This window comes from Psychrobacillus sp. FSL K6-2836 (assembly GCF_038003085.1).
Classification (GTDB): domain Bacteria; phylum Bacillota; class Bacilli; order Bacillales_A; family Planococcaceae; genus Psychrobacillus.
On record NZ_JBBOOM010000001.1, the window covers coordinates 2494704 to 2508660 of the forward strand.

Sequence of the window (13957 nt, forward strand, 5' to 3'; positions counted from 1 at the left end):
GTTTTATGAGATAGTTATAGAATAATATGTTAAAACAAAGAGCGATTTTATATTGGAGGTATTGAATGAACGATACGAAATTGGTTAGTTTAGGAAGTGTTTCATTTCAGCTAAAGGAACAACATGATTTCGAATGGCTCACATTTCTTGGGAAAGTTTTTTGTGTTTTTGACGAACAGGATTCTGGAAATATTTGTTTTGGTATAGATATAGATGGTGTAAAAAGGTTTGTAAAATATGCAGGGGCAAAGACTCTAGAGTATACGGGACAACCTAAAGATGCAGTAGCAAGATTAAAGCAGTCAGTTCATCTTTATGAAGTGTTGAAGCATCCATATTTGATAAATTTAATAGATCATTTTCAAATCGCTGAGGGATATGCATTAGTATTTGATTGGTTTGATGGAGAGTGTCTTCATTCCCATTGGTCTTTTCCACCTCCTCAAAAATATACACATCCTGACTCACCATTTTTTCGATATAAACAATTATCTGTTGAAACTCGATTAGAATCACTGAAATGTATTTTTGAATTTCATGTATATGTAGAGAAGCGAAATTATGTAGCGATTGATTTTTATGATGGAAGTATTTTATATAATTTCGAGAACAATAGTACAAGGATTTGTGATATTGACTTTTATAAGAAAAAACCATTTAAAAATACAAGGGGAAGACTATGGGGTTCATCCAGATTTATGTCACCTGAAGAATTTGAATTAGGTGCTGAAATTGATGAAAGAACTAACGTTTTTAATATGGGTGCAATTGCATTTGGACTGTTGGGTGGAGAAATGGACCGCTCGATTTTAAAGTGGGAGGCTAGTTTAGAACTTTACGAAGTAGCTATGAAAGCAGTTCAGAAAGATAAAAAGGACAGATATTCAACAGTAGAAGAATTCTTCTGTGAATGGGAATCAGCAGCAGCTTTGTAAAAACCAGTGATATAATTGGCACGGATGGCAACCATTATCGATTCATCTTTGTCCAATTAACGAATGATACAGATGTTCTGATCTCTCAATTATTAAAAGTAAGAAAGGGACATGGGAAGAGACAAAAATTGATCCATCTAAATTTATTGAAAAATAAAAGGAATTGGCAAAATTGGTTGTCTAAATTTATTTTACAACAGGATAAAATAATGTATATTTCCGTAGTACATTTACTAGAATAAATCCCTACGTCTGATAAATATGTAAAGCTATTAGAACTTCTAAAATATTTGTTTACAAGTTCGATACTTCGGAGTATTATTACCTTCAGTTTCATATTTCGAAATCGCTAAATCCATTTGGAACGGGGGAACCATTCGTGGCTACCAAACCGCATGGGGTGAATCCTACGATAGTAGGGAGGGCTACTCTTTTGCCCTAATCCGACAGCTAACTCCGTAAGCGTTGTGAGAGAGGAATTGGAGCTAGTGAGAATGATTCTATGTCCACTAGGCTATTACCTATGCCTTGTGGGCTTTTTGTTGTTCCATTCCAAATAACAATTAGATCTGATTTTCACCTTCTTTAAAGAAATAAGGTTTTTCAAATTTGTTTCTAGGAAGTGTTCATATGCAAACTATTAAAAAGAAAAGAAGAACTATTTCACCACCTGTTATTATTGCTGGGAGTTTTTTGTTTTTAATATTTGTAGGGACCCTTTTGTTAAAATTACCTATTGCGACAACCACCCACGTATCATGGATAGATGCATTATTCGTGGTTACATCGGCAACAACAGTGACAGGGCTTAGTGTATTTGACCCTGGTACAACATTGACTGTATTTGGGGAAGTTGTACTAATGATTCTTATTCAATGTGGTGGTATTGGTTTAATGACGTTTGCTGTAGCTATCCTAATACTCTTAAACAAGAAAATAGGTCTTCAAAACCGTATTTATATACAAGAGTCATTCAATCAAAATTCAGTAGGCGGCATTATAAAGCTAGTGAAGTTAATTTTAACGTTTGTTCTATCGGTACAACTGTTTGCGGCATCCGTTTTGACTCTTCACTGGATACCAACTTTTGGATTTAAGGAAGCACTATATTTAAGTGTTTTTCATGTAATTTCTGCATTTAATAATGCTGGTTTTGCCTTGTTCCCTGATAACCTGATTGGCTTTGCACATGACCCTATTGTGAATATCGTATTATCGTTATTATTTATAATTGGTGGAATCGGATTTACCGTAGTAGTTGATATTCAACAGAAAAAGTCATTTAAGAAATGGTCCCTTCATACGAAAATGATGGTTGTCGGAACTATACTTATCAATGTTATAGCTATTACCTTTGTTTTCGTACTGGAGTATAATAATCCAGCAACAATTGGCTCTATGCCATTACAAGATAAATTAATGGTATCCTACTTTCAAGGAGTGACCCCTCGTACTGCAGGGTTTAATACATTAAATTACGGTGATCTGGAGGATCCCACAATCCTTTTTACTATGGTTTTAATGTTTATAGGAGCAGGTAGTGCATCGACAGCATCTGGGATTAAGCTAACTACGTTTATGGTAATAGTTTTAGCTACAGTTTCTTTTTTACGTAAACGTAGTGAACCAGAATTATTTGGAAGATCTATCCGTCTCGAGACAGTAATACGATCTCTAGCGATATCAACGATTAGTTTATTCATAGTCTTTTTCTTTGTGTTTTTATTGACTATTACTGAAAAGATACCTTTCTTACCTCTGGCGTTTGAAGTTGTATCGGCTTTTGGAACTGTTGGACTATCAATGGGAATCACGGCACAAATTAGTGATATAGGTGAAGTACTTTTATGTATGGTAATGTTTATCGGACGAATTGGTCCTTTAACTTTGTTTTTTATACTCATGAAACCAAAAAATGTTCATTATCGTTACCCGTATGATCAAGTATTTACAGGATAGTTTCAAATATAGTGAATTTGTAAAATACCTAAAAAGAGCCTTTCTACTTGAGAATTGAGAAATAGTAGGAGGGCTCTTTCCATAAATATATTATTTAATGTCTTCTCTATTTTTCAAGAAAGCATAGCCAGTTAAAGAAGTAACGCAGATGATTGCTCCAATGATTAAATATAGGCTTCGTATTGCGATAAATTGAACACTTATAGTGGCAAATAGAATACCAAGTGGGAGCATAAGCCGCATGATCAATAGACGCACCGATGTAACTTTTCCCATGAGTTGATTTGGGATTCGCTGTTGAATTAATGTGATGTTATAAATATTGAAAATCGCAATAACAATTCCCGCAATTGCCTCCGTTACTAGGGCCAAGGAATACCATGGAGTAAACGCTAGCGATAAATAAGTACAGCCACCGATAAACAGGGCACTAAATAATACCCCCACCCCACTCCACCGCTTCAGTTTAGAGCTAAGTAAAGCCCCAATTATATAACCAACCGGGAAACCTGCCATAAAGAATCCATAAGCTACAGTTGGCTGCTCTAACACTGTTGTAATATAAGGGAGTGTTGTTACAATTGTTACCCCAACCCCGAATTGAACAAAACCGAAGAAAACACCTAACCAAACAATTAATGGCTGCTCAAAATAAGAATTTAATCCTTCCTTAAAATCCTGAATCCAAGGTTTTCGGACCTCATGCTTTAAATGCCTTTCGTTTATTTGTAACAAATTATATGTACTTAATAAAAATGCTACTGAGATAATAACTAACAGCCAGTTCACCTCAATAAAGTCTACTAACACTCCTGCACTAATTGGTCCCATTACTGCCATCACTTGACGAACACTTTCAAGAGATGCATTTGCTTTTCCAAGCTGTTCTTTCTCGACAATCGTCGGTAAAATGGATTGATTGGCAGGGGTGAATATAGGCATTATCAATCCAACAATAACCTGAACGATATAAATGAGTGAAACGGAGAACCAATCGGAGAACAAAGTAATCGCTAATACCATCGCGAGAATAGCTCGGACTAATTGGCACCAAATCATCGTATACTTACGACTCCACCGATCAATATATGGCCCTATAAATAGCTGCATAAAAAAAGATGGAATGTAATAGATTAACCACACTAAACCAAGTGCAGTTGCAGAACCAGTATGTTCATAAATTAATATAGAATTGCAAAAAGTAAAAAACGCACCACCAAGTTCGGAGGTGGCACTACTTAACCAGATAGATCGAAAGCTTTTGTTTAACTTCATATCGTTCACATCCTTTAACTTCTACTATCTTCTACAATGACTGTCTTTTTTCCTTTCCCCGTTTGGTAATAAATGAGATATAATGGCGGTACTAGACATAGAGAAATGGATGTGGATAAATGCAAAATAATATTCTGCTCGTAGAAGACGACAAAGAAATTAGTGAACTAGTAGCTAGTCATTTACAACGGGAAAATTTTCGAGTATTAACTGCATTTAATGGAGAGGAAGCTTTAACTCTTTTTAAAAGTGAAGAGCTTGATTTGATTTTGCTAGATCTGATGCTACCAAGATTAAGTGGAATGGAAGTATTAAAGGAAGTAAGAGCTACAAGTATGATTCCTATTTTAATCATTTCGGCGAAAGGTAACGAGTTGGATAAAGCGTTAGGTCTTGGATTTGGAGCAGATGATTATATTAGCAAACCTTTTTCTATGATTGAACTAACCGCTAGGGTACAAGCTGCTATTCGTAGGGCTACGCAGTACACATCAGGAAATAATCGAATTACTTCGCAAACGTTAAACTACCAAGAGCTTACGCTGAACTTAAATACCTTTTCCGCAGAAGTTGAAGGACAGCATGTTCAACTCACATCCAAAGAGTTCTATATATTAAAACTTTTTATGAGTAATCCAAGTAGGGTGTTCACGAAGGAGCAGATTTACCATTTAATTTGGAATGATGATTATTACGGTAATGAAAACGTCATTAATGTTCATATTAGACGGCTCCGAGAAAAAGTTGAAAAAAACCCTTCTACTCCGAAGTACATCCAAACAATATGGGGTATTGGATACAAATTGGGAGATAAATAGATGATTGCTATTTTAATTTTTATTATTATTTTCCTTCTAATACTGAATGGTCTTCAATACTTTTTTAGAGCTAAGATGAATAAGAGCCTTAAGGAAATACACGAAAAGTTATCAGACATTATAAAAAATGAGTCAGCGGAAAAGGTGTTAATACAAACCGATCAGGAGGCTGTTAAGCTTGTACTTATCCAAATAAATCGTTTCTTAAGCTATAACCAAAAAGTAAGAGCGGATTATGCAAAGGCAAAAGAAAGCTCCAGTAAAATGCTATCAAACATGTCTCATGATCTGAAGACACCACTCACGGTTATTTTAGGGTATGTGGAAAAATTGAACCTGAATGAAAATATGAACGAAGATGAACGAAAAGAGGTAAGTAACAAACTTTATCAAAAAACGAAAGATGTTATCGATTTACTGAACCAATTTTTTGACCTTGTAAAAATAGATGCAGATGACTATGCAATTCCGTTAAAACAGGTAGCAATCAATGAAGTATGTCGGAAAACGGTGTTGGAATTTTATGAATTATTACAATCCAAAGGTATTCAAGTAGAGTTAAATATTCCCGAACAACCACTCTATATTCTTGGAAATGAAGATGCTTTAAGTCGAATATTTAGCAATCTCATCTCGAATTCTATTCGATATGGAAGTGATGGCGGTACATTCGGCATGACGGTTCAAGAGGAAGAAGAATTTGTAACAGTGGATATTTGGGATAATGGGAGAGGAATAGCAGCGGTACATCAAGATCGCGTATTTGAAAGGTTATATACTTTAGATGATGCTAGAAATCCTGAGTTTCAAGGAAGTGGCTTGGGCTTAAGCATTACAAAGCGCTTAACAGAGGCGATGAAAGGATCGATTCATTTAAGCAGTAAGCCATACGAAAAAACAGTGTTTAGCTGCATTTTCAAACGAATTACATATTAAAGCTTGGAAGGGATGTCCTACTGGAACGACCTTCTTTTTTTAATGGCATATGGAAAAAGCAAAGTACTATTCTTAAGGAATTTGTAAGGAATAGTACAGAAAAAAGATACCTTTGCCGATTATGATAGATATAGAAGTGAGGGGGATAAGGATGAATTACGCAATTCAGACAAGTGGATTAACGAAAACAGTAAAAGGAAAAACATTAATTTCGGATATAAATTTGCACGTAAAAAAAGGAGAAATATATGGGTTTTTAGGGCAAAATGGAACCGGTAAAACAACGATTATGAAAATGCTGACTGGAATAACAACACCTACTAGCGGGGAAATTTTATTGTTCAATCAAAAACTGACAGAAAAAACGAAAACAGTATTAAAACGCGTGGGGAGCGTTATAGAATATCCAATCTTCTATGAGCATTTAACCGCAATAGAGAATATGAAATTGCATGGAGAATACTTAGGGTTTTATGACGATAATGAAATTAGTGAGGCCTTAGATATGGTGCAGCTGAAAGATAACAAAGACAAAGTTGTGAAGGACTTTTCACTGGGGATGAAGCAACGATTAGGAATTGCTAGAGCCATCGTCATGAAGCCAGAACTCATTATTCTGGATGAACCAACAAATGGTCTAGATCCAATCGGTATTAAGGATATACGAAAATTAATCATAATGTTGAATAGGGAGTATGGAATAACTTTTTTACTTTCCAGTCATATTCTTGGAGAAATGGAACAGGTTGTTGATAGAGTAGGAGTCATTAAGGATGGTAAATTGTTGAACGAAGTTACTTTAGCAGATATTCGTAAGAAACGAACGGAGTATATAGAACTGATGACTTCGAATATGGAAAGAGCACTCTATTTACTCGAAAGCAAATTACAAATTTTCAATCTCAAAATGATTTCTAATAATCGAATTCGTATATATGATTTAACCCATTCGCAAAACACCATTTCCAAAATGCTTATAATTCATGATGTGGAAATTGAAGAAATGCAAAAACACACGAGTTCGTTGGAAGATTACTTTTATGAGCAGATTAATGGGGGGAGCGAACTTGATTAAACTTATTCTATTAGAAGGAAAAAAGTTAAAGCGATATACGGTTATTGGTGAAGTGATAATCTACTGGCTTATCCTAATGTTTTTACCGTTTTTCTTTATAAAGCAAGTTAGTGCAGATTTTGGTCATAGCTTTACAACGGTAATGGAGCTTAATAAGGCAATTCAAACAGGGCTAATTCTCTTCGGAGCTTCTCTTATCAATCAGGTGTTTATTGATGAATACAAGAATAAAACCATCTCTCTTGCATATGGTTATCCAATCAATAGAAAAACACTATTTACAGCGAAAATTCTCTTTATCGGTCTTCTTGTTTTCCTCGTTACAATTATTTCCTTTTTGTTGACAGGATTGTCCACCTACGTAATTGATCAAATACACCCCATTATTATGGGGGAATTTAATCCAGATGATTTACTCCTCTACTTTAAGGACATGATAATTCGATCTTTTGAGGTTACAATCATTAGTTTTATACCTCTTTATTTCCTAGGGATATGGAAAAGGCTCACGATTCCAACTGTACTATGTGCAATATTAATCATGCAATTACTTAACTTCGCTCCGATGTTTAATCTGAATCTGAACCTTTTATTTGTAGTATTTTTCTTATTAGGAGGACTTAGTATAATTCTCTCGATTTTCAAGGTGGAGAAGGTTGGGGAGATATAACTGAGATTGAGTCTTGGGGAAAAAGTATAATAAGTAAAGTTGGGTCTGACCATTCATGTGGGCTGACCCGATTTTTTGTTTTATCAGTTTATTAAGCTCTTATTAAAAAAGGAAATATCTCCCTGGATGTAGTATATATACTAATAAGCTATAAAGGGGGAAGTGCGAATGTACTATTATTTTGAAGGGCTTGTTATTAGGGAAGGGACAAAAGGGATTCCTGCTGAATATGTGGAGGAACTCTTTAAAGATGCCGGATGGAGTAAGCAAACCCCGGATTGGCAGAAAGAAAAATTCACGCTTATTTTTGAAAATTCAACATGGGCATATACTGTTTGGGACGGCGAAAAAATGATTGGGATGGTCAGAGTCATTTCCGATCAAATAATGGCAGCAAATATTATGGATTTAGTTGTGCAATCGGAATATCGAGGGAAAGGTATTGGCCAAAAGCTTGTGGAATTATGTGTACAAAAGCTTCCTCATGGTGATTGGTTTGCCCATACTTCTGCAAATAACTTTAGCTTTTATGAGAAATGCGGTTTTGAGGTAAAGGATATATTCCAGCATGGAACTTGTACTTACTATGGTTATATACAGGCAAGAAAAGATGGGCATAGATAAAGGGAGAAAGACATTTTATGAATAGATTAGGGAGTGTTCTAGATGAAGTATTTAAATTCAAGTGTTATAGGATTTAAAGATATGAAGGTACCATATACGATGTATGGGAAGACGGACAACGCAAAGTGTTTAGTAATCTTTCTTCCAGGCTCAAATTATACGGTTAATAGTCCTATATTTCACTTTTTGGGTGAGCTCATATTCAATCAGTCCCTGCATATTTTAGAAGTTAATTTTCCATACAAAGATGAATTTTATGATGATTTAAGTCAGGAAGATTTATACAAAGCAGTGGTAATGGATGCAAAATTAGTAATAGATAAGGTTCTTGAATCTCACTCCTATGAAAACTTTTTGTTTATTGGTAAATCAATCGGAACAATAGCGATGAGCTCCGAGCTAAATAGGACTATTTTTAAACAGGCAAAGGGAATATGGTTAACGCCGCTAATAAATAGAACCGATGTATTAAATGCAATAAGTGAAACTCCAAATAAAGGATTATGCATACTTGGAGATAAAGATAAAATTTATTCCGAGGAAGTTTGGAGGAAAGTAAAGAAGAATGAGCATATTACAACGAGACTGATACGGAATGCTAATCATAGACTAGAACATCAGGAAGATTTTTATAAATCCTTTGATTTATTAAAAAGTATTGTAACTGATATAGAAGATTTTTTATTGAGGGAAGTGGTAGATAATGAGTGAACGATGGGAAACTAAGAAGGAAGTTAGGAAGAAACGTAGAAAATATAGTGACCAATACACATTTGGTGACTTTATGTTTGATGTTTTCTTTTGGATACCAGAATTACTTTTCCTTCCTTTCCGATTGATTTTCTGGTTAGTTAGAGGGGTAGGAAGATTGATATGGAATCTGTTTGATGGTATATAATAGGGTTTAAAGTAAGGAGTGATGTATATGTGGAATTATATGGCCTTTGAAGAGTTAAGTCCTTTGGAGTTACAACGTATTTATAAAGAGAGAGTGGCTGTTTTTGTAGTGGAGCAGAATTGCCCATATCCAGAAGTAGACGATGTGGACCTAATAAGCGCACATATTTTTAAAGAGGAAAACAATGAATTATGTGCATACATGCGTGTGTTTCCAGAAGAGGATAATATCCATATTGGGAGAGTACTAGTGGCCGGGAATTATCGTAAATCTGGATTAGGTAGAGAGCTTGTAGCGAGGGGACTGGAATATATAGAAACTATTTATCCAGGAATGCCTATCTATGCACAGGCTCAAGCGCATTTGGAAGAATTCTATCGGTCCTTTGGTTTTGAAACAGTGTCGGAAGTATATTTAGAAGATAATATTCCGCATATTGATATGGTTATCCCGGCTAGAGAAATAGAATAGCAATTCTACATAAGTAAAACGGCTCCTTTCTAATTAGGGGCCGTTTTTATAAGGAAAAAAATTGTCGAATCGCAAGTTACAGGTTGCTAATCGCAACATTGTGTCCTCAAATCGCAAGTCAACTTGTTTGTTGTTGAGCTTTTTTTGTTTTATGAAGCGTGTGTGCAGTTCCCCACTCATGCATGGCTACTAAAATGGGTTCTAAGCTTTTTCCATATTCACTAATGGAATATTCCACTTTTGGGGGGACCTGAGCGTAGACATTACGAGTGATAATATCCTCTTCCTCTAACTCTCGAAGCTGTTTTGTTAGCATTTTTTGAGTAATGCCAGGTACACTACGTTTTAAATCACTAAATCTCTTTGTACCTTCTTGTAAAAGTATCAATAAAATAATCGGTTTCCATTTTCCTACTAAGATACCTAAAGCATCATCCACTTTACATAGCTCTGGTTGCATATCCATAGTGCAGTCTCCTCTAACTAGTATCATTTTGTATACTATACCACTTTTTTGTGCGTACTTACTAAAGTTGAATTTCAATACTATACTACTATATGAGAAGTAATAATTTTAGGAGAATCTTTTTAAATAGAAGGGTGAGGTAAATGGAAAAGTATCGAATTGATCAAAGCAAAGGATTGGAATTTGGGCTATATACATTAGGCGATCATATGCCGAATCCACACACAGGAGAACGTATTTCTGCAACGCAGCGCCTACATGAAATTATCGAATTGGCAAAGCTGGCAGAACAAGCAGGAATAGATTTCTTCAGTGTTGGAGAAAGTCATCAGGAGTACTTTGCAACACAGGCTCACACAGTTGTTTTAGCAGCAATTGCACAAGCAACCAATACGATAAAAATTGCGAGTTCATCGTCGATCATAAGTACGTCTGATCCAGTTCGAGTCTATGAAGACTTTGCAACAATAGATCTTCTATCCAGGGGGCGTGCAGAAATTGTAGCTGGGCGTGCATCTAGAATAGGTCTATTCGAATTATTAGGATACGATGTTCGATATTACGAAGAGTTATACGAAGAAAAGTTCGAGTTATTATTGAAGATCAATAAAGAAAATGTCATCAATTGGAGCGGACAATTCCGTGCACCATTGAAAGATGCAAGCGTTATACCGCGTCCACAAGAAGGCTCGTTGCCTATTTGGCGAGCAGTAGGTGGACATCCTGCAAGTGCGATTAAGGCAGGCCATGCTGGTGTGCCAATGTTTTTGGCTACTTTAGGAGGACCTGCATCCTCTTTCAAACGCTCGATTGATGCATATCGAGATGCTGCTAAGAGCAGTGGCCATGATCCTTCCAAGCTTCCAGTTGCTACAGCGGGGTTCTTCTATGCGGCGGAAACGACGCAACAGGCACAAAACGAATATTATCCTTATATCAATGAAGGAATGAAATTATCGAATGGCAGTGGTTATCCAAAAGATGCATTTGCTCTAGGCGCGGATCCTCATAATGTCATGAATATCGGTAGCCCCCAGCAGATCATTGAAAAAATTCTTTATCAGTATGAAGTATTTGGCCATCAACGATATATCGGACAAATGGATTTTGGCGGTGTACCATTTGAAAAACTGTTGAAGAACATAGAAATAATCGGCAATGAAATTTTACCTGCTATTAAAAAATACACAGCTAAATAGTATTTGTTGAATAGTAAAAAAACCTATGGTAAAATGAAATTCACTTAAAAGAAATGGAGGTTTTCCTTTTGACAGCATCTATGAGACTTAGAATCCAAACTTTGAACCGTTAATTGAATAGGATCAAGGACTCTGCGTTAGTGTGGAGTAAATGGGATTAGTCTGTCTTTTGGGAAAACTTTATTTTACGTTTATCAAAAAGAGGGGGAATCTACCCTCTTTTTTGTTGTCTAAAAATAGTTATATACTTAACCTTTTTCGATTCGAGCAAAAAGACCTTACCATTTACTTTTCAAGCAGAAATATATAAGAAAAGGTCGTGAAGAAAATGAATACGGAATATGAAAATTGGAAAAGGAATATTATTATCTTTTTAAGTAGCCAAACGATATCGCTTTTTGGTTCCTCATTGGTCCAATATGCGATTATGTGGCATGTAACACTTACTACAAAGTCAGGAATGATGATGACACTGTTTATACTCTGTGGATTCATCCCAACCTTTATTTTATCTCCATTTGCAGGAGTTTGGGCAGATCGCTACAATCGAAAGATGCTCATTATCTTATCGGATGGTCTGATTGCTACTGCAACTCTCGTAATGGCAATTGTCTTTTTAATGGGATACGATGCTATTTGGCTCCTGTTTGCTATGGCAGCTGTTCGAGCGATAGGAACAGGTATTCAAGGTCCAGCAGTTGGGGCTATTTTGCCACAAATTGTTCCGGAGGATAAACTTACGAAGGTAAGCGGAACTAACGGTAGTATACAAGCAATTATTATGTTTGTGTCTCCTATGGTGAGTGCAGCATTGCTAACGATGACTACATTAGAAATGATTTTCTTTGTAGATGTTGTCACTGCAGCTTTAGCAATTGCCACTTTGCTCGTATTTTTGAAAATTCCAGCACATGCGAAGGCATCTATGGAACAAACGACTAGTTATCTCGCTGATTTTAAAGAAGGGTTAACATATATTAATAAGCATGCCTTTCTAAAAAAATTCTTTTTGTTTTTTGCGTTATTTTTCATTTTGATGGCGCCAGCCGCATTTTTAACTCCACTACAAGTGACGCGTAGCTTTGGAGATGATGTATGGCGATTAACTGCCATTGAAATTGCCTTTTCTATTGGGATGATGGCAGGTGGGGCAATTATTGCTTCGTGGGGTGGTTTTACCAACAAAGTGCATACAATGACACTTGCTAGTATTGTTATGGGTATTTGTACGATTGCACTAGGAATTATGCCTATCTTTTGGGCTTACTTACTATTCATGGCGATATTCGGGGTGTCTATGCCAGTGTTTAATACACCAACTACAGTTTTAATCCAGGAGCGAGTTGAAGGTGATTACCTTGGTAGAATATTTGGTGTGTTTGGAATGATCGCGACTTCCATGATGCCGATAGGGATGCTCATCTTTGGACCTATGGCAGATATCGTGAGAGTAGAATGGATTTTACTAGGAACAGGAATTCTCATGTTAATATTGGGACTGTTATTAGGGAAAAATAAAGTTCTATTAAAAGCAGGAGAACCTGTTGTTGTTCAAGAGTCAGCTGATTTAACTTCATAATATATATGAACACCTTGGGACGGCTAGTAAATCGTTTCAAGGTGTTTTTTTAGTATGCAACTAAGTTTTATAAGAGTTTGACTAACCTCCACATAACCTCATTTAACTACCACAAAAGTTCGACCATCCACCACATAAACTAATAGTCGCCACATAACCCAATCTAACTACCACATAACCCGATCTAACCGCCACATAACCCAATCTAACTACCACATATCTCAGTATTTTATGCCAGAATTCAATTTCAATTATTGGGAATAAAAAAACATCTAATTGAAGATACAATTTATTTTATCTCGTCTGCTAATGCCTGAAGCTTTTCTCTATCTAATATTTTGTAGCCCATTTTCATTTTTTCTATAATCCCTGCTTCAGATAATTGAGCAAATGTATGAAGTAAGTGGCGGTATGATACGCCAAAGTATTCACTAATTTCCGTATGCTTTTCCTTGTACATGTTCTGGTGTGAGGACAAAAGTATAAATTCAGCTAGTTTGTTTTCCAATGGATACGCTTGATGCTTTGTATATTTTGCAGAATGCACCGTCGACTTATTGCTTAAAAATACACATAAATACCTTAGAAAATGAGCATCTGCTAATAATTTTTCTTTGCATTTTTCTATTGCGATTCCAATACAAATGGATTTTGAGCTAGTTTGAATGCTTTTCGAATACTTTTCTTCATTTAGCATTTCGATTTCTCCCATAAATATTGGTGAAGTTAAAAAGTTTATCAATGAAACCTTTCCGTTTTTATGGGTTACATAGAGCTTTGCCTTGCCTTCCACCATATAAAAAAGATATTCAGGTTCTGCACCTTCTTGAACGATAAAATCACCTTTGTTGAATTGAAATACCTGAACAAAGGGAGAAATGTCAAAAGAAAAAAATGACTGAAATGCATAGTTTTCTAAATAATATGCTTGTTCTATTCTATCTAGTGTATTCATATTTGATCTTCCTCCTCTCAAATATATGAGATATCTCCTATTATTATAATTTGACTCATGCTATCATTCAATCTAGCGAATGGAGGTAGTTGTAAAT

The 13957-nt window shown here is 35.6% G+C and carries 16 protein-coding genes and 1 riboswitch; of the genes, 13 read left to right on the forward strand and 3 right to left on the reverse strand.

The window, feature by feature from the left end; translation table 11 throughout:
* The first annotated feature begins 65 nt into the window (after positions 1-65).
* From MKY37_RS11795 to MKY37_RS11805, 3 genes are all read left to right on the forward strand, one after another.
* A complete protein-coding gene (locus MKY37_RS11795; RefSeq protein ID WP_340777253.1) occupies positions 66-935 on the forward strand; it encodes a serine/threonine protein kinase in 870 nt (289 codons plus the stop codon).
* On the forward strand, positions 911-1177 hold the full coding sequence (locus tag MKY37_RS11800; protein WP_340777255.1) for a hypothetical protein: 267 nt from the start codon (positions 911-913) through the stop codon (positions 1175-1177). The genes MKY37_RS11795 and MKY37_RS11800 overlap by 25 nt, the downstream gene beginning before the upstream one ends.
* 95 nt (positions 1178-1272) lie before the next feature.
* Positions 1273-1416, forward strand: a riboswitch (cyclic di-AMP (ydaO/yuaA leader).
* A 149-nt stretch (positions 1417-1565) separates the two neighbouring features.
* Positions 1566-2894 (forward strand): TrkH family potassium uptake protein, encoded by a 1329-nt coding sequence (locus MKY37_RS11805; protein ID WP_340777258.1) that lies wholly within the window; start codon positions 1566-1568, stop codon positions 2892-2894.
* 90 nt (positions 2895-2984) lie between these two features.
* On the opposite strand, the gene MKY37_RS11810 is transcribed toward MKY37_RS11805, so the two are convergent.
* Positions 2985-4169, reverse strand: coding sequence for an MFS transporter (locus MKY37_RS11810; RefSeq protein WP_340777260.1), 1185 nt, complete (start codon positions 4167-4169; stop codon positions 2985-2987).
* A 119-nt stretch (positions 4170-4288) separates the two neighbouring features.
* On the opposite strand from MKY37_RS11810, the gene MKY37_RS11815 reads away from it, so the two are divergent.
* The 8 genes from MKY37_RS11815 to MKY37_RS11850 all read left to right on the forward strand — a co-directional run bounded on the left by MKY37_RS11815 (position 4289) and on the right by MKY37_RS11850 (position 9661).
* Positions 4289-4987 (forward strand): response regulator transcription factor, encoded by a 699-nt coding sequence (locus tag MKY37_RS11815; RefSeq protein WP_340777262.1) that lies wholly within the window; start codon positions 4289-4291, stop codon positions 4985-4987.
* On the forward strand, positions 4988-5923 hold the full coding sequence (locus MKY37_RS11820) for a sensor histidine kinase (RefSeq protein ID WP_340777264.1): 936 nt from the start codon (positions 4988-4990) through the stop codon (positions 5921-5923).
* Positions 5924-6074: 151 nt separating this feature from the next.
* Positions 6075-6998, forward strand: coding sequence for an ABC transporter ATP-binding protein (locus tag MKY37_RS11825; RefSeq protein ID WP_340777266.1), 924 nt, complete (start codon positions 6075-6077; stop codon positions 6996-6998).
* The gene (locus MKY37_RS11830) at positions 6991-7668 is read left to right on the forward strand and encodes an ABC transporter permease (RefSeq protein ID WP_340777267.1); all 678 of its coding nucleotides are present in this window, start codon (positions 6991-6993) and stop codon (positions 7666-7668) included. The genes MKY37_RS11825 and MKY37_RS11830 overlap by 8 nt, the downstream gene beginning before the upstream one ends.
* 168 nt (positions 7669-7836) lie before the next feature.
* Positions 7837-8292, forward strand: a complete 456-nt coding sequence (locus MKY37_RS11835; RefSeq protein WP_340777268.1) for a GNAT family N-acetyltransferase — start codon at positions 7837-7839, stop codon at positions 8290-8292.
* A gap of 42 nt (positions 8293-8334) precedes the next feature.
* Positions 8335-9003 carry an alpha/beta hydrolase gene (locus MKY37_RS11840; RefSeq protein WP_340777272.1) on the forward strand — a complete coding sequence of 223 codons (669 nt, stop codon included), beginning with the start codon at positions 8335-8337 and terminating at the stop codon, positions 9001-9003.
* A complete protein-coding gene (locus MKY37_RS11845) occupies positions 8996-9190 on the forward strand; it encodes a hypothetical protein (protein ID WP_340777273.1) in 195 nt (64 codons plus the stop codon). Before MKY37_RS11840 ends, MKY37_RS11845 begins: the two co-directional genes overlap by 8 nt.
* Positions 9191-9217: 27 nt before the next feature.
* Positions 9218-9661, forward strand: a complete 444-nt coding sequence (locus MKY37_RS11850; protein ID WP_340777275.1) for a GNAT family N-acetyltransferase — start codon at positions 9218-9220, stop codon at positions 9659-9661.
* A gap of 118 nt (positions 9662-9779) precedes the next feature.
* Here MKY37_RS11850 and MKY37_RS11855 read toward each other — a convergent pair whose 3' ends face one another.
* The gene (locus MKY37_RS11855; protein WP_340777277.1) at positions 9780-10127 is read right to left on the reverse strand and encodes a winged helix-turn-helix transcriptional regulator; all 348 of its coding nucleotides are present in this window, start codon (positions 10125-10127) and stop codon (positions 9780-9782) included.
* Positions 10128-10270: 143 nt separating this feature from the next.
* Between MKY37_RS11855 and MKY37_RS11860 the strand changes: the two genes are divergently transcribed.
* Together MKY37_RS11860 and MKY37_RS11865 are read left to right on the forward strand one after the other, a co-directional pair.
* The gene (locus tag MKY37_RS11860) at positions 10271-11326 is read left to right on the forward strand and encodes an LLM class flavin-dependent oxidoreductase (protein WP_340777278.1); all 1056 of its coding nucleotides are present in this window, start codon (positions 10271-10273) and stop codon (positions 11324-11326) included.
* Between the two features lie 328 nt (positions 11327-11654).
* A complete protein-coding gene (locus MKY37_RS11865) occupies positions 11655-12905 on the forward strand; it encodes an MFS transporter (RefSeq protein ID WP_340779914.1) in 1251 nt (416 codons plus the stop codon).
* Between the two features lie 289 nt (positions 12906-13194).
* Here MKY37_RS11865 and yeiL read toward each other — a convergent pair whose 3' ends face one another.
* Positions 13195-13860, reverse strand: a complete 666-nt coding sequence (gene yeiL / locus MKY37_RS11870; RefSeq protein WP_340777280.1) for a transcriptional regulator YeiL — start codon at positions 13858-13860, stop codon at positions 13195-13197.
* Positions 13861-13957 lie beyond the last annotated feature (97 nt).